Raw genomic sequence first — 16,798 nt, 5'->3', positions numbered from 1 at the left:
TATGCAGCACTTAAGCCACCTAGTAATGACCACCACCATTATTATTACCGACATTCACATTGTTGGGGCAGGCTGCTAAGTAACGGATTTTAAAAAAAAAGGCCTGTATCCAACAAGATACAGGCCTTTTTTTGTACCATTTTTATGACTTATGGAGAAAGGGATGCGCGTTTTAAAGTTTGGAGGTTCATCATTAGCTGATGCAGATCGTTTTTTACGAGCGGCTGATATCATCGCTAATAATGCCCAGCAAGAAGAGCTAGCCGTTGTACTATCGGCTCCAGGAAAAACAACCAATAAGTTGGTCGCTGTTATTGAAGCTGCACTAAAAAATGGTGAAGCTGACGTACAAATTACAGAGATTGAATCATCATTCACGGATCTTTTTACAGAGATTCAAGCAGTATTACCGGCTGTTGATGGTTCTGCATTTCAAGAGCAGATGGATACGTCTCTTGCTCAACTGAAACAGTTTGTGAATGGCATTAACCTACTAGGTATGTGTCCGAATCACGTGAATGCTCGCATCATCAGTAAGGGTGAGCGAATCTCTATCCAGCTAATGAAAGCGGTACTTGAAGCGAAAGGTCAGCCTGCAAGCCTGATTGACCCAGTTCAATACTTATACGCTAAAGGTGACCACCTTGAAGCTATGGTTGATGTGGATGTATCTACACAGAATTTCCGCCAATCACCCCTTCCACAAGGCCACGTGAACATCATGCCTGGCTTTACGGCTGGTAATGAAAAAGGTGAGTTAGTAACGCTTGGTCGTAATGGCTCCGATTACTCAGCCGCGGTACTTGCAGCGTGTCTACGTGCTGATTGTTGTGAGATCTGGACGGACGTCGATGGCGTTTACAACTGTGATCCACGCTTAGTGGATGACGCTCGTCTGCTTAAATCGCTTAGCTACCAAGAAGCGATGGAGCTTTCTTACTTTGGCGCTTCAGTTCTGCATCCGAAAACTATTGCCCCAATCGCACAATTCCATATTCCTTGCCTAATCAAAAACAGCTTTAACCCACAGGGTGCAGGTACTTTGATTGGTCAAGATACGGGTGAAGATAACCTAGCAATCAAAGGTATCACTACGCTTAGCGACCTAACCATGGTTAACGTGTCAGGCCCTGGAATGAAGGGCATGGTAGGCATGGCGAGTCGTGTATTCGGCGCGATGTCTTCTGCTGGCGTTTCTATCGTCCTTATTACGCAATCTTCTTCTGAGTACAGCATCAGCTTCTGTATTGAATCGGCTGACAAAGTGAAAGCGAAACAAGTGCTATCAGACGCGTTTGAACTTGAACTAAAAGATGGTTTGTTAGAGCCCGTTGAGTTCATGGACGATGTAGCGATAGTTACGCTGGTCGGTGACGGTATGCGTACTTCACGTGGCGTTGCTTCTCAGTTCTTCTCTTCTCTAGCTGAAGTGAATGTCAATATTGTCGCTATTGCTCAAGGTTCATCTGAGCGAGCTATCTCTGCCGTTATCCCTGAAGATAAAATCTCAGAAGCGATCAAAGCGTGTCACGAGAACCTATTTAACTCGAAGCACTTCCTTGACGTATTCGTTGTCGGTGTTGGCGGTGTTGGTGGTGAGCTTGTTGACCAGATCCAACGTCAACAAGGCAAACTGGCTGAAAAAGGCATCGTGATTCGCGTATGTGGTTTAGCTAACAGCAAAGGGTTATTGCTAGACAGCGACGGTCTACCTTTAGATCAGTGGCGTGATCGCATGTCGAGTGCGACAGAAGAGTTTAGCTTAGCCCGCTTGAATGCACTTGTTCAGCGTAACCACATCATCAACCCAGTACTGGTTGATTGTACGTCTAGCGAAGGTATTGCTGCGCAATACGCTGATTTCCTAGCGGCTGGTTTCCACGTGGTAACACCAAACAAAAAAGCCAACACGGCAAGCATGGCTTACTACCATCAGCTTCGTGAGGTTGCACGTAACTCTCGTCGTAAGTTGATGTACGAGACAACAGTAGGCGCAGGTCTGCCGGTTATCGAAAACCTACAGAACCTAATCTCTGCAGGTGATGAACTTGAGAAGTTTAACGGCATTCTTTCTGGCTCATTGTCTTACATCTTCGGCAAACTTGATGAAGGTATGACACTAAGCCAAGCAACAAACATTGCAAAAGATAATGGCTTTACTGAACCTGACCCTCGTGATGACCTGTCAGGTATGGATGTCGCGCGTAAGTTGCTAATTCTTGCTCGAGAAGCGGGCATGGCACTTGAGCTAGAAGATGTTGAAGTTGACCAAGCATTGCCACCGGGTTTTGATGATTCAGGTACGGTTGATGAGTTCATGGCTCGTCTTCCAGAAGCGGATGCATACTTCAAAGAGCAGTCAGCGATTGCAGCAAAAGAAGGCAAAGTGCTTCGTTATGTGGGTGAAATCGCGGAAGGTAAGTGTAAGGTTCGTATCGCTGCTGTTGATGGCGACGACCCAATGTTCAAGATTAAAGATGGCGAGAACGCTTTGGCATTCTACAGTCGTTACTACCAACCAATCCCACTAGTATTGCGCGGCTACGGTGCCGGTACTGAAGTTACAGCAGCAGGCGTATTCTCTGATGTAATGCGTACTCTTGGTTGGAAATTAGGAGTTTAGGAATGATTTCAAGTGATATGGATGTTGTCGTTTATGCTCCTGCATCAATCGGTAATGTCAGCGTAGGGTTTGATGTTCTGGGGGCTGCAGTGTCTCCAATCAACGGCACATTACTGGGTGACCGAGTAATGGTTAAAGCCGGTGAGGAATCGTTCTCACTAAAAACATCGGGCAGCTTTGTTTCTAAGTTGCCGACTGAAACCAAAGAAAATATTGTCTACGACTGTTGGGTTGTGTTCTCTCGTGAGTTAGACAAGAAAGGCGTTTCTATTAAGCCTTTGGAGATGACACTAGAAAAGAACATGCCTATCGGTTCTGGTTTAGGTTCAAGCGCATGTTCAATAGTAGCTGCATTGGATGCTTTAAACCGTTTTCATGGTCAGCCATTGAATGAAACTGAACTGCTTGCCCTCATGGGTGAAATGGAAGGTAAGATTTCAGGCGGCATACATTACGATAATGTTGCACCCTGTTACCTCGGTGGTGTGCAGCTTATGCTTGAAGAGTTAGGCATCATTAGCCAAGAAGTACCGTGTTTTGATGACTGGTATTGGGTAATGGCTTATCCAGGTATTAAGGTTTCAACTGCTGAAGCGAGAGAAATCTTACCATCTCAATATCGTCGCCAAGATGTGATTGCTCATGGTCGCCATTTAGCGGGCTTCATCCACGCGTGTCACTCAGGCCAACCTGAACTCGCAGCGAAGATGATCAAAGACGTGATTGCGGAACCATATCGTGAGAAACTGCTTCCAGGGTTTGCTGATGCGCGTAAATACGCAACGTCGGCCGGTGCATTGGCTACTGGAATTTCTGGTAGTGGTCCCACTCTGTTTAGCATTTGCAAAGAACAAGATGTCGCCGAGCGTGTAGCACGCTGGTTAGAACAAAATTACGTACAAAATGAAGAAGGATTCGTTCACGTTTGTCGCTTAGATAAGCAAGGTTCGATCGTTACAGGAAGTGAGTTATGAAGCTGTACAACATCAAAGAAAATGACGAACAAGTCTCTTTTAGCCAAGCTGTTCGTCAAGGTTTAGGCCGTAATCAAGGTCTATTTTTCCCATCAGAGCTGCCTAAGTTCGATGATATCGATGCGCTGCTAGCAGAGGATTTTGTCCCTCGTAGCTCAAAGATTCTGTCGGCTTTAATCGGCGATGAATTACCAAAAGAACTGATTGATCAATTAGTGGATGCGGCGTTCCAATTCCCTGCACCTATTAAGCAAGTAAAAGACGGTGTTTACGCACTTGAGCTTTTCCACGGCCCGACACTCGCGTTTAAAGATTTTGGCGGCCGCTTTATGGCTCAATCTTTAGCCGCTGTTTCTGATGGTGGTCAAATCACTATCTTAACGGCAACATCAGGTGATACTGGCGCTGCTGTTGCGCATGCTTTCTACGGTATGAAAGACATCAATGTTGTGATTCTTTACCCGAAAGGCAAGATCAGCCCGCTGCAAGAAAAACTGTTCTGTACGCTAGGTAAGAACATCCACACCGTTGCGATTGATGGCGACTTTGATGCGTGCCAGGCGCTAGTGAAAGATGCGTTTGATGACGCTGAACTGCGTAAAGAGATTGGCTTAAATTCAGCAAACTCAATCAACATCAGCCGTCTAATGGCTCAAATTTGTTACTACTTTGAAGCGGCTTCTCAGCTAACTAAAGCGCAGCGTGAAAACCTTGTTATCTCTGTTCCAAGTGGTAACTTCGGTAACCTAACGGCTGGCCTTTTAGCTAAAGCTCTTGGTTTACCAGTGAAACGCTTCATTGCAGCAACTAACGAAAACGACACGGTTCCTCGTTACCTTGAAACGGGGAAATGGGATCCAAAGCCAACGGTTGCGACGACTTCAAACGCTATGGATGTAAGTCAGCCAAACAACTGGCCTCGTATCGAAGAGCTTTGCCAACTGAAAGGTTGGGGCTTAGATACATTGGGTAAAGGTAAGGTATCTGATGAGCAAAGTGCTGAGTCAGTACGTGATCTAAAAGCACAGGGTTACCTATGTGAACCACATGGTGCGATTGCTTACCGTCTACTGGAAGAGCAACTGCAAGAGAACGAAACTGGTCTGTTCTTGTGTACTGCACACCCGGCTAAATTCAAAGAAGTGGTTGATGAAATTCTAGGGACTGATATTGAGTTGCCAGGCCCATTGGCTAAGCACGCAGTGATGGAATTGTTATCTGAAGATCTAGACAATGACTTTGACGCTCTGAAAACGGTACTTCGCCGAGTTCAACCGTAACGTTTATCTGTATTGTTGAATAAATAAAAACGGCGCTCAATGAGCGCCGTTTTTGTATTCTAATCTAAGTTCTAAAAATTATAGAGACTCAGTGAAAGTACGTGCGATAACGTCACGTTGCTGTTCAGTTGTTAGAGAGTTGAAACGTACAGCGTAACCCGATACACGGATCGTTAGCTGTGGGTAGTTCTCTGGGTGAGCAACGGCATCTTCTAGCGTTTCACGCTTAAGAACGTTAACGTTTAGGTGTAACGTTGCGACTCCAGTATGACTTAAAATATTGTTTATATAGATCTATAAAATCATGACTTATGTTCTCTTGATGAAGATAACCATATAGAGATTTTAAGTTTTATTCATCTTAGTTGATTGAGTGTCCGTGCTCCCAAATTATGATCTAATATATGCACGATAAATATTGTTGATCTTACGATTCATCGATGACGTTTCCTGCGAGAACTCGCTATCATAAAATGATTCGCCATAGTCGAGGCTCAGGTTATGACGTTGACTACCAGTCAAACTATTCCAGCTCGATACGTATGTGAATATTGATTTTAGTAGTTGATGGAAAACATCTAGGTCGGCTACTAAGGTAAATGTCATTAGAGACTGAGGAGAGCCCTCACTAGTTTGATATCTTATAAAATTAAGCTTTAAATGATCTCTGCTCAACCTTGAAGTGATTAACTCAACTTTGGTATTCAAAATACGCAACAAACTGTCATTGATTGTTTGATATCTAGGTTCAAAATTTTTGGTTATACGTGGGTTAGTCAACATAAGGATCTCCTCTGTGGTAAACATAATGAGACCACCACGATATGCTTGCTTTTTGTCCAAAAATAAAAGCAGCGCGATCAATATAGGTAGATCTGAGAACATCATAATTTGATACTTCTCGGCAGAACTAAGAGCTGTGTATTCAAAACGAAACTTTAGCTCATCCTCGTTGGGATGCGATACGTCATAAATCAATTCGTTGAAGGCTTTTGAGATGGGCTCATTTGGTAATCGCCACGCCAATTCTTCTAAAACTGAAGGCACTGTGGTCATATTACTAGCTAGATGACGATGCGTGACTCTAGATCCATGAATCAGCTTCTGTGGGCAAGTTGAGTTCAGAGCAGACTGTTTATAAGGAGTTAAATTTGGATCTGTAGCTTTAACGGACAATAGTTCACTAATAGGTTCATTCGTTGAAGATAGGAGATGATTTTTCGTTGGGATCGACATTTTGCCCTCAAAAAGCGGCCAATACTTCCAGTTGTTGATGGTATTGTCAATTGTTGTTCGTGGGTGAGAGTACTATCATCTCTTTACCCGATCAGGTGTATAATAAATATTTTGAATCATACACTTATTACGCAACCAAAGTTTGGTCACCAAACCTTGGTTGCGTGAGTTTTCGATTCAGAGCTTATAAATGACCTAAACTTTAGTAGCGTCGTAGATGACATACAATGCCTAGTAGCGCAGCTGTATTTACTCATCAATATAGGGCAAAGAAAAGTCAATAAAACTTCGTAGTGAACTAATAATTAAGTTGTTGTTTACAAATGGATTAAAGAACCTTCAGCTTACTCTTGTTGGGCATCTGGAGTTACCTCTATTAATGATTCCTAGCACACTTTCCCCCCAAAGCTTGTTAGACCTTTTTCAATAAGAAAACTGCTAGCTTGATTTATCCCTATCTATGCTAATGTTTCAACATGGCACACAGAACAAACACAAAAACCTTCGTATATTCAATCCAGCATTTAGGTATGCTTGGGGTGAAAAGGATGTGATAAACATCCAACATCGACATATTCAGCTGTTAGGCATTTGCGTTAAAACACTCCAAAAACAGCAAGTACTCTTGAAATATATACAATGATTTAGAGTCGAAAAAATCATAAATATAGGCAAGCATTATGAGTGGAAAAGAAGAAGTAGTATTGAAAATACTGGATTACCTAAATGAAATTGAAGTGCGTGCTACTTATGGCGCTGTTGCTGAGGTGTTGGGAGTATTACCTCGCTCTGTTGGACAGCAGTTTTTAGGTGAAAAGCGACCATATGCTTCTTGGGTTGTTCGTGAAGACACGGGTTTACCTACAGACTATTTGGAAGACCAACTACATCCTAAGTTACTTTCCAAGAAAAGCCTTATAAAGTCTGGTTCTGTGTTGAGGCGTAACATCGGACTGAGCCAGAGTATCTAACAAGGCGTTAGCATTCAGGAGCAATATGAATATTTTTGAGGTTGACTATGGCCTTGGCCCATTAATCGATGTAGAGGAAACGATCCAAGCAGGTATCGCAAAGTTGTTTGAGAGGAACCGCACTGAACCTTGGTTCGATGGGGTGTGGATGAACGAATACGGTGAAGTTCTTTACGGCTCTTTGCTTGTTTCAGCTCAAGCTTACTGCATCAGTAGCTTACGAGATATTAACGAAATCCGAGTCAGCTTAGGGCTCAATAAATTGACCAAAGAAAAAGCATATCAAAATCACCGTGTAAAAGTTCAGGGTTATTCTCTAATAGAGATGGTTAATTGTACTGCCAATTATTTCAAGCACCGAGATGAGTGGAGCGATACTTGGCCTGATAATTACACTACACGTGTTCTAACAGCATTCTCAATGGACTGTGAATTTCTGATAAATGAATTTCAGGGGTTAATTGACTCAGAATATGGTTATAAAACACTTTCCGACTTAGTATCAGAGTGGAGAAATGATCTAATTGATCAATCGAAAAATGAAAGCTAACAAGGCGTCAACTAAATTGAGGCAATTATGAAGTACTTTAGTGATCAAGAAAGAGGTACTACGCCTCGAACAAACAATGAGATTCCGCACAATGTTTGGTGTGGGCTCGTTGCTTTAATTCAAAAGCTAATCAATACGGGATATTTTGGAGAAAATTTTCCAGAGCTTTGCCTTGATGGACAAGGGTGCTGTGGTACTGATGAGACAGGGTTCACCTTTGCTCTAAAAGCTGAAATATTGGGAATTGAATACCCACTTGTTACAGAAAAAGACGAAAATCCTGATGGTTGGTCGCATAAAAAAGTCCCGTTTGTTCCTAACTATTTGGACGCACTAGATTTAGTACAGTTTTGCTACGCAAATGTATCTAAGCCTACACAAGGAAGTTATCATTCGTACTATAGGCATCACCATATAGATTCGTTTGATCGTACAACTGGACGAGCCGATTTCTTAGAGAAGGTTAATACCATTTTCACTCGAAATGGTTTGGCTTATGAGCTACTAGCTGACGGCCAAATTAAAAGGGTTATGAGTGGGGCTCTAAGTTCTGTTATTCAACAAGCTCCGAAAACATCTGAGCAGGAGCTAAATGACCTACTTGAGCATGCAAATAGAAAAATTTGTAATACTGACGTACGAGTTAGGTATGAAGCCTTAAAAGAGCTTTGGGACGCTTTTGAACGCATAAAGACAGTCGCTGAACCAGAGAAAAGAAAAAAGCAATCATTTGCCACCTTACTAGACAACTGTTCATCTGACCCTGATTTTCGAGCAGAACTAGAAGCAGAAGCTAAGGCTTTGACAAATATAGGAAACGCATTCTTCATTCGTCACTCAGAGATAAGCCAGATTAAACTTACTGATAGCAGTCATATTGAATATCTCTTTCATCGACTTGCAAGTTTAATGTTGTTGCTGGCTAAAAATCTAGAGTAAATCAGGGTAGTCTAAGTAAGTATAGTAAGGAGAGGGCTACCCGCTAGCTGTTGAGCTAGCGAGCGGGTTTACCTTACCAACCCTATAAGCGTGACAGAAACCCTGTCGCACTCAATGCACACACAAAAGCTGTAACGGGTTCAAAGCTTGCAACCAAAATTACAAACAATCCCCCAAAAGCAGTGATGAGCTTTGGTAAGGATGCTGAACCCGCATTATCTCGTTTCACCATAGGCTACTCCTCAAATACGTTCCTCTCAGTCTCATGAAGAGTCAGGAAGAGGAGTTCAGACTTTGCCATCTATTTTGTTTACGAGCAGTCGCAATGGTGATGGCAACCTGACTGCACTGATTTGCACATTATATAAATCAGTTGATTGCAGTCAATCAAAAGCCGAACTTCTTGTGAGTGAAAATTTTCAATACGTGAGCTAATACATAAATAACGAATCTAGCAATCCTTTTAACCATTTATCCCCAATACAGAGGCTACTACTTTACGTTGCGTATATGTTGATTCTTACGACTCAACGGTTACAGTTCTATGAGTTCTTCCGTTCACTGAGAATATAAATTATCAGTGTTATTAGCAGAAGGTTTTCTGTAGGTAGCTCGGCTAAAACCTTTATCAAATCAATCATAAGTTACCTTTGCCTGTTGTGGGTCGATTTAGGTAAATTAAAACTTATTAGAGGGGAGGTTAGGCAAGTGGGGTTACCTGTTAAAAGGCTAGGGGTTACCTAGGTTACCCCTAGTTTTTCTCCTACCTAGATTTGATCATTGAAGCTATTCGCTCTAGTTTTACTTGGCTCAATCCCTGAACTTGATCAGAACCATCCTTGTGGGTGATTCCTCTCTGTTTGCTTTCTGCTTTCAGCCAGTGTTGTATTACTTTGTTTGTTGGAGGAGTAGCTTCGTTTAAACATAGCTCTTCATAAGCATCAATAGCTATTTGTAATTCAGGCGGGTATGAATTATTTGTGGTTTCTGGAGTCATCGAATCTTCATTAATGAGTAAATCTCTTAATCGTGAAATTTCCTCTTCTGATTCAGAAAGTCTCATCTCTAGTAATTCAACTGACTTGCTTATGCTTTCAGGTTGATAATCCAAACCAATATCTAATCTTTGATATTCAGACCATCTTAAAAATTCTTGCTTTGAGATTATTGTAAGCTCGTAATCCAATACTGCTCGCTGTTTTAGTAACGTTCCATTCTTGTAATTTTTAGAATACCTTTCACCGAACTCATCATTACATGATGTCCAAAGCTCTACTGTATGCAATTTAAATCCATGTTGATTTGTTCCTTTTATACAGTCGCTTAATAGTTCAAGGTAGTGATTGTATGAGTACCTCTGTGATGGCATTTCTATTGATGTCGTAGGTTCAATATTCGCAGCTATTTTTGCGGCGGCACTTAAAGTAAAGTTACTTTTTTGGTTGATAACCTTCACATCATAAGCATGGTCTTTTGCGAGAAGTTGAAGTTTTTCGATTGGCTTAGGGTATCCAATTTCTGATGCTATTTTGCAAAGCTGTTCATATGAGAACAACGCTTCATCTTCTACCTCGGTCTTAGTTTTTAGTAGGTAAACATTCCCAATTAATTCCTCGTTATTGCTGTATTTTGTGCCTTTAACCTCAACTACGAAATTAAAAACTGGCATATCCGGATCACAGATCGCATAGCCACTTTCGATTTCCTCTAGGGTAAATTGGGGACCAACGACTTCAGTTTTGTGGACTATAAAATAACCGTCAACATAACTGATTTTGTCACCTTTAAAAATTAGGCCTTTGAAGTATATGTAGGGGTCTAGCATCTCTTCTATATCAGCGAATGGAATCGAAATAGACCTAGCTATTTGCGATGCCGTAAAAAAGTTTGTGTCCTTATCCATACTGTCTTCGTACCTTTACTCAAATTACAAGGCCCCAAATTGGTAGGTGAGCAATTTATTTTGGGACTTTCCCCAAGCCTTAGTAATACTAGATTTTTGTAATTATCACAGATATTTAGGTGGAATTAAAGGTGTGGCTAGAGACTGTAGATTGCGAAACTCTTTCGTACTTAAGGTGGTGGGGGGGGCGCAAGTTAGCACACATAAACTAATGTAGTGGTTGGTATTTAGGCGATCGAATTTAAATGATTTCTGTCCGGAAACCTCTCAGCGCGATCATCGCTAACAAATCTTTGCCCCCTTTCAAGTTAGAGTAAAAGTTCATTCATATTGCAATACAATAGATTTACCCTGCTTAAACTTATCTAAAGGTCGTAAAAAAGTCCCCTGTATCCTACCTAAGCAACAACTTTCGAACTAGTTTGCTCTAGTCGTCATTAACACACTGATTTTTTTGATATAGCAGAATAAAGGGGGCATTATAACGATACAAAAGATGTAGGTTCGCTGTCTAAGACGCGTTATGTACTGGAGGAATTTGAATGATCATCAGCAGTAAAACGAGTGAAAAACTTCGAGATTTAATAAACGAAGAGACTGAGTATCGTTCTGGGCCAAATTTGGTTAAATTTTTCAATGGTCTAGGTTTCAATCATTCTTATGGACAAGGTTTCCCTTCTCGTTGGAAGTATACAGACGATTCGTTAGAAGCAATCAATGGAACACCTCAACTTGATAAGTGCATTAAAGCAGTATTCAATCCCGTCAATTTTATTAGCCGTATTGACGAGTTGGATCGCTTGATTGCCGATCTTAACCAGTATTTAGTTTTTGACAAATGGCAAGTTGTTAGAAATGAAGCTGAAATATCATTCAAGAAGCTTCATAAAGTGAAGTTAAACGAGGGGGGCGTGAAATCAAATAGTCTGTCTGAGTCTGACTTTTTACGTCGTGAGTTTAGCGGTTTCACTATCTCTGATTTAGGCTTAGACCCTACTGTAACTGACGTACTGAACAAACGAGTAGATGAAATTGAAAAAACTTATAGTTCAGCAGCTTATCTTTCTACGATTCTAATCGCTGGTAGTACTTTAGAAGGGGTTTTTCTTGGGTTAGCTTCTAGTTATCCGAGAGCATTTAACACGGTGAAGTCTTCCCCCAAAAATCGTGAAGGTAAAGTTCAACCGTTTCATGACTGGACTCTCGCCGCATTTATTGATGTGGCAAAAGACTTAGAGCTAATTCAGCTAGATACACATAAATTTTCACATACTTTGAGGGATTTTCGTAATTATATTCACCCTTATCAACAAATGTCATCAGGCTTCACGCCAAGAGAGCATACAGCTAAGATTTGCTTACAAGTACTTAAGGCTGCAATTACTGAAATCACTTTAAGTATCAACAAACTACGCATTCAAGGTAGCTAAACTTCATTCGAATACTGAAATGCAATGAAATTCAGTACTTTTTTATGACATATGTAGAATAATCCCAAATTGGATAATCAAGTAGTTGTCGTTACCTATAAGATAGAACTCTTTAACAGTTTTACAGCGCTATTTATGTATCCTAACCTTGTTGAAACTTCGATTTTGCATGTGCTGATAATGCCGCGATCAGAAGACATTAAAGATCAATCGCCTTTTCAAGGCTATTTGATCGATTTGATTTCTAGTCACCACTCTAGATTGCTTGAATACATGAGCATACTTCCAACTTCAGCAAATGAACTATTCATTTCACATGAAGAGCTCATACAACATCGCATAAACTTATCTGTAAGCAATAATTTTTTGCTTGATAAAATCTCCTTTAAAAAATGGTTTGAAGTCTTTCAAGCTCATCCATTTATATTTTGTTACTGCGTAGATGAAGAGAGTGCTAAGTATGTTAAGGATGTTAGTAAAGCTTCAAAATATCCGCTGTTAGTCGTGGGCTGGTCAGATATCTGCGACATTGTGTTAGGGGATGAATTTACTCCTTTTCTTTTGGATGAAAAAATTTCGGAAAGATTCAATTTACTAAAAGAAAATGGCGACTTAAATGAAAAGTCGAAAGACTTCTTATCATCAAGAGTAGCAAGAACTACTCAACTGATAGAACTGGACCAAAAATCGTATAGCCATGCTGTTTCAAATGCGAATGAAGCAGTCTTATACTCACTTGGTTACAGCCTCTCAGGTACAAATGTCTTACAAGGAAGTCATGAACGTCAACCATACATTGAAGCTATTCTGGATACCTCACAAAAAGTTCTTTCCTTAACAAATGAGTATAAAACCACATCACTAAAATCAGACATAGTCCTATACTGTCCTAGCATTTTTACTCACCTGTATAACTTCAAAGATCAGTTCTGGAACAGAATTAGAAGAGATTTAAAAAATAAGAAATCCCGAGATTTTCTAATTGACGGAGTATTTAGAAATAACTCTTATTCCGGAATTAACATGCAAGACTTCAACAAAGAAGATGTTAAGCAAGTTTTTGAAAACAAAGTCCTTCAAATGATACTTTCAACCAGACAGAGTGAATTACGTTTGTCATCGGCAGCGATCAATATGTTATGTACTTCTTATTGCGTGCCAGCAATTCGTCTAGCTAACTCATTAAATTTTTTCCATGGTAATTTTAAAGATATTGAAAGCTTAGTTTCTTCTGGTACAGATAAATCCAAAAGAAAGCTTGATCGAAAATTCAAAGATTTGGTTGAAAAAATGAGGGGGGAGATTGATGAGCCACTTATTGATTTTATCGTTCAAAATTCTAATTCAATCACACTTTGTTCAGACATACATCTAGATTGGGTTTCTCTTGATCGAATACCACTCATGTTCACACATGAAACATCTAAAATCCCTACTACACCGGGTAACCTGTTTCTTCAAAATTGTACTAATTTTTCCAATGTTACCGTTAAACAAAATGAGTTGCTAAACATCACTGTAATCCGTTCATTTAGAGAACATGATCCTTTGAAATATAAACTCGAAGAGGCACTAACTCATTACTCAAAGTTAGTTGATGACATCGAAATCACGATTGTAGATGTGGGATCTGAAGACGAGTTTGTAAGTGCCTTCAACGAAATTAAAGGAAGTATTTTAATAATGGATTGCCATGGAAATCATGGAGGGGCTGATTCACATGGTTGGCTACAAATTGGTGGTGATCAAGTTGACATTTGGCACCTGCCGATAATATCACCACCAATTATTATTCTGAGTGCATGCTTAACTTCAGCATTAGCCGGATCACATGCATCAGTTGCAAACTCATTTCTTGCGAGAGGTAGTATCTCTGTACTGGGTACATTATTACCTGTAAATGCAATTAAATCTGCCATTTTTGTTGGTCGATTAGTATATAGAATAAGCGCTTTTCTAAAGGCTATTCAGAAAATGAGAGTAGATGTATTAACATGGCGTACATTTATTACTGGCTTTCTACGCATGTCCTTTTGCACAGATTTTTTAATGTTGTTTAGAGACGAGCTGAAATGGATTACACCTGAAGAGTATACGGAACTACATACTCAGTGTAGCTACTTAATAAATACGAATCATCCAGATTGGTATGATGAATCTTTAAAGTTAATTAGCGAAGTTGCTAATAAGCCGATAGAAACGGTCGACATGACAGTTCAGGATATAGGCTTAACCGAAACAATGTATTACTCTCAATTAGGTCGACCGGAAAGTATAGTTATTGAGTTGTAATGGGAGTCGGTTTAGCTAAAACTGGATGTTGGCAAAAGAACTTCGGGCAAAACCTTAGCGGCTATTAAGGTGACACACATTTCTATTGATGGTGTGTGTCCCTTTCGTCGTATCAAATCTAACAAAATCCTAATCTCGCTAACTCAGACTTGTTCAGAGGCGTGTTATGCCGCATCCTCGTAGCCAAGTTCTTTCTTATCAACAAGCTCCAAATCTACAATGCCAACAAACGTAAGCGTGTCATGAACACCGCATTCTAATCTTTCAGCACGAAGAATAAGATCATCTCTCCAACCCAAAGGAGAGTTGAAATGGCAAAACGACGCACCAACCTAGAATGGCAATCACTGTTTGAACAATATGAAAGTAGCAGTGTTACTCAACGCGCTTTTTGTGAAGAGCATGGACTGAGTTTATCCACGTTCTTCGCCAAACGGCGTCAACTCCAAACAGCAAACCAATCGGAATCTGTCGGATTTGTTAGAGCCGAAATCGTTGAAAAGACAACCAAGTATCAGGCCCAGATAGCTACGGCGAACATGACACTTCTCATCAATGATGTGGAGCTGAGCATTCCTCAAGGCACGCCAGCCACCTATCTTGCTGAACTCATTGGAGCGTTGTCATGAAAGGTATGCTCAGCGCTCCAGACATTTACCTTTATCGTGAAAGCGTCGATTTTAGAAAGTCCATCAACGGCCTTACAGCGATTATCGAAAATGATACTGACTTGCCTCTTGGCAGCGGTGCGCTGTTCCTGTTTACCAATAAACAGCGCGATAAGATTAAAGTGTTGTACTGGGATAAAACAGGCTTCGCCCTCTGGTATAAACGCCTTGAAAAAGCCAAGTATAAGTGGCCTTCAAAAGAGAAAAATCAGGTGTTTACCCTCACTCAATTTGAGCTTGATAGACTGCTTTCAGGCTTCACAATTATCGGCCACGAACCCATCAAAATAAACGATTTTACAATGAGTTAATCGAGAATAAAGCCTTATTCTCCAAGCGTTAACGGCACGATTTTAGTATAATCAATGCTATGAAAAAGACGCCAAATATCAACCCAGAAAGCCAAGATGTTGCCGAGCTACAAGCGATGGTAGCTGCTCTGATGTCGGAGAAAAATGAGTGGAAACAAGAGCGCCAATCGCTGCTTGAACAACTCAAACTCGCCTTCGACCGTCAGTTCGCGAAACGCTCGGAGGTATTAAAGCCTTACGATGAATCACAAGGTGACCTCTTCAACGAAGCGGAGTGTGAAGCCGTTAAAGAAGACGAGGTTGAGGTGACAACCACGACCACAACGAAAAAGCGCGGTAAACGTAAACCTCTGCCTAAGACCTTGCCTCGTGAGGTTATCGAACTTGATGTAGACGACCATGAAAAGCAGTGCGCTTGCTGCAATCATAGCCTGCATAAAATCGGTGAAGACCGCAGCGAGAAGCTAGAGTTCACGCCAGCGGTACTCAAAGTGTTGGAATATGTTCGTCCTAAGTACGCTTGCCGCCAGTGCGAGAAAACAGGTGACAGCAGCCGTATCGTTCAGAAGCCATCCCCTCAGAGTCTCATCCCTAAAAGCTTCGCCACAGAAAGCTTGCTGACCAACATCATTCTTGGCAAATACCAATACGCGATGCCACTTTATCGCCAAGAATCGCTGTTTACCCAGTCGGGTATCGAGCTATCACGCACCACCATGGCAAGGTGGGTTATCCAAGTCAGTGAGAAGTTCGCCCCGCTGTATGCGGCCTTGAAGGATAACCTGCTTCAACAAGTGGTGGTTCAGGCGGATGAAACGCCGCTCAATGTGCTCAAAGAAGAGAAGAAGTGTTATATGTGGCTCTACTGCTCAGGCGCTGACTCACCCGAATCGGCACTGCCGAATGTGAAAAATATTGCCTTGTACGACTATCAAAACAGTCGCGCGAGGGCGTGTCCCGTGGACTTTTTAGGTGACTACAACGGTTATCTACAAACCGATGGCTACGCGGCTTATGATGGTCTGCATCACGTCACCAATGTAGGGTGCTTAGCGCATGCTCGTCGCAAGTTCATGGATGCGAAGAAGCTTCAAGGGAAAGGTAAATCAGGCAAGGCTGATAAGGCGCTGGCTAAAATCCAAAAACTCTACGGGATAGAATCACGCTTAAAAGGTGCGCCTGCCCAAGAGCGAAAAGCAGAGCGTCAAGCGCTTGCCAAGCCGATACTGGATGAGCTTTACCAATGGATGACGACCCAGAAGGTGATTGGCTCTAGCCCACTAGGCAAAGCGATAAAATATACGCTTGGGCAGTGGTCAAAGCTTATTCGTTATATCGACGATGGTCACTTATCTATTGATAATAATCGCGCTGAACGCGCAATTAAACCACTGGTCATTGGCAGGAAGAACTGGCTGTTCTCTAACACACCAAACGGTGCTGATGCGAGCGCGATGCTTTACAGCATCATCGAGACCGCGAAAGCCAACGGTCTTATCCTCTACGACTACATGGTCAAGTGCATGAAAGAGCTGGCGAAAGCTGAGCCTGATATCGACGCACTCCTGCCTTGGAACTTCAAACACTGACAAGTCGCCCCGTGGGTTCATGGGGCGGATAC

Annotated in this window: 13 protein-coding genes, 1 pseudogene and 1 other annotated feature; of the genes and pseudogenes, 11 read left to right on the top strand and 3 right to left on the bottom strand. The window is 41.5% G+C overall.

What is annotated here, in order from left to right:
- The first annotated feature begins 14 nt into the window (after positions 1-14).
- Positions 15-134, top strand: a sequence feature (Thr leader region).
- Positions 135-163: 29 nt separating this feature from the next.
- Genes thrA through thrC form a run of 3 tightly spaced genes read left to right on the top strand, consistent with a single transcriptional unit; the run spans position 164 to position 4,877 of the window.
- The gene (gene thrA / locus OCV36_RS13465) at positions 164-2,623 is read left to right on the top strand and encodes a bifunctional aspartate kinase/homoserine dehydrogenase I (RefSeq protein ID WP_135456259.1); all 2,460 of its coding nucleotides are present in this window, start codon (positions 164-166) and stop codon (positions 2,621-2,623) included.
- Positions 2,624-2,640: 17 nt separating this feature from the next.
- The gene (gene thrB / locus OCV36_RS13460; protein WP_135456283.1) at positions 2,641-3,597 is read left to right on the top strand and encodes a homoserine kinase; all 957 of its coding nucleotides are present in this window, start codon (positions 2,641-2,643) and stop codon (positions 3,595-3,597) included.
- On the top strand, positions 3,594-4,877 hold the full coding sequence (gene thrC / locus OCV36_RS13455) for a threonine synthase (protein ID WP_135456262.1): 1,284 nt from the start codon (positions 3,594-3,596) through the stop codon (positions 4,875-4,877). The genes thrB and thrC overlap by 4 nt, the downstream gene beginning before the upstream one ends.
- 78 nt (positions 4,878-4,955) lie before the next feature.
- Here the strand turns inward: thrC and OCV36_RS13450 are convergent.
- Positions 4,956-5,126 (bottom strand): annotated as a pseudogene (locus tag OCV36_RS13450) (autonomous glycyl radical cofactor GrcA); the annotation flags it as partial.
- A 141-nt stretch (positions 5,127-5,267) separates the two neighbouring features.
- Complete coding sequence (locus OCV36_RS13445) at positions 5,268-6,113, bottom strand: hypothetical protein (protein WP_135456264.1); 846 nt, start codon at positions 6,111-6,113, stop codon at positions 5,268-5,270.
- A gap of 680 nt (positions 6,114-6,793) precedes the next feature.
- On the opposite strand from OCV36_RS13445, the gene OCV36_RS13440 reads away from it, so the two are divergent.
- Genes OCV36_RS13440 through OCV36_RS13430 form a run of 3 tightly spaced genes read left to right on the top strand, consistent with a single transcriptional unit; the run spans position 6,794 to position 8,573 of the window.
- Positions 6,794-7,084 (top strand): hypothetical protein, encoded by a 291-nt coding sequence (locus OCV36_RS13440; protein WP_135456265.1) that lies wholly within the window; start codon positions 6,794-6,796, stop codon positions 7,082-7,084.
- A gap of 25 nt (positions 7,085-7,109) precedes the next feature.
- Entirely contained in the window at positions 7,110-7,634 is a 525-nt protein-coding gene (locus OCV36_RS13435) for a hypothetical protein (protein WP_104216229.1), read from the top strand.
- A gap of 27 nt (positions 7,635-7,661) precedes the next feature.
- Positions 7,662-8,573 carry an AbiJ-NTD4 domain-containing protein gene (locus OCV36_RS13430; RefSeq protein WP_135456267.1) on the top strand — a complete coding sequence of 304 codons (912 nt, stop codon included), beginning with the start codon at positions 7,662-7,664 and terminating at the stop codon, positions 8,571-8,573.
- 763 nt (positions 8,574-9,336) lie between these two features.
- On the opposite strand, the gene OCV36_RS13425 is transcribed toward OCV36_RS13430, so the two are convergent.
- Positions 9,337-10,476 (bottom strand): hypothetical protein, encoded by a 1,140-nt coding sequence (locus OCV36_RS13425; RefSeq protein WP_135456270.1) that lies wholly within the window; start codon positions 10,474-10,476, stop codon positions 9,337-9,339.
- Positions 10,477-11,018: 542 nt separating this feature from the next.
- Between OCV36_RS13425 and OCV36_RS13420 the strand changes: the two genes are divergently transcribed.
- The 5 genes from OCV36_RS13420 (at position 11,019) to tnpC (ending at position 16,766) form a co-directional block, all read left to right on the top strand.
- Positions 11,019-11,906 carry a hypothetical protein gene (locus OCV36_RS13420; RefSeq protein WP_135456271.1) on the top strand — a complete coding sequence of 296 codons (888 nt, stop codon included), beginning with the start codon at positions 11,019-11,021 and terminating at the stop codon, positions 11,904-11,906.
- Positions 11,907-11,975: 69 nt separating this feature from the next.
- Positions 11,976-14,198, top strand: a complete 2,223-nt coding sequence (locus OCV36_RS13415) for a hypothetical protein (RefSeq protein ID WP_210114719.1) — start codon at positions 11,976-11,978, stop codon at positions 14,196-14,198.
- 311 nt (positions 14,199-14,509) lie between these two features.
- Entirely contained in the window at positions 14,510-14,827 is a 318-nt protein-coding gene (gene tnpA / locus OCV36_RS13410) for an IS66 family insertion sequence element accessory protein TnpA (protein ID WP_017037717.1), read from the top strand.
- Positions 14,824-15,177, top strand: coding sequence for an IS66 family insertion sequence element accessory protein TnpB (tnpB, locus tag OCV36_RS13405; RefSeq protein WP_076645428.1), 354 nt, complete (start codon positions 14,824-14,826; stop codon positions 15,175-15,177). The genes tnpA and tnpB overlap by 4 nt, the downstream gene beginning before the upstream one ends.
- Positions 15,178-15,236: 59 nt before the next feature.
- On the top strand, positions 15,237-16,766 hold the full coding sequence (gene tnpC, locus OCV36_RS13400; RefSeq protein WP_135459318.1) for an IS66 family transposase: 1,530 nt from the start codon (positions 15,237-15,239) through the stop codon (positions 16,764-16,766).
- The last annotated feature ends 32 nt before the right edge of the window (positions 16,767-16,798 follow it).

The sequence above is a fragment of the Vibrio echinoideorum genome (assembly GCF_024347455.1).
Classification (GTDB): domain Bacteria; phylum Pseudomonadota; class Gammaproteobacteria; order Enterobacterales; family Vibrionaceae; genus Vibrio; species Vibrio echinoideorum.
Note: the sequence above shows the minus strand (reverse complement) of the source record. Positions and strands in the feature narration are given on the sequence as shown.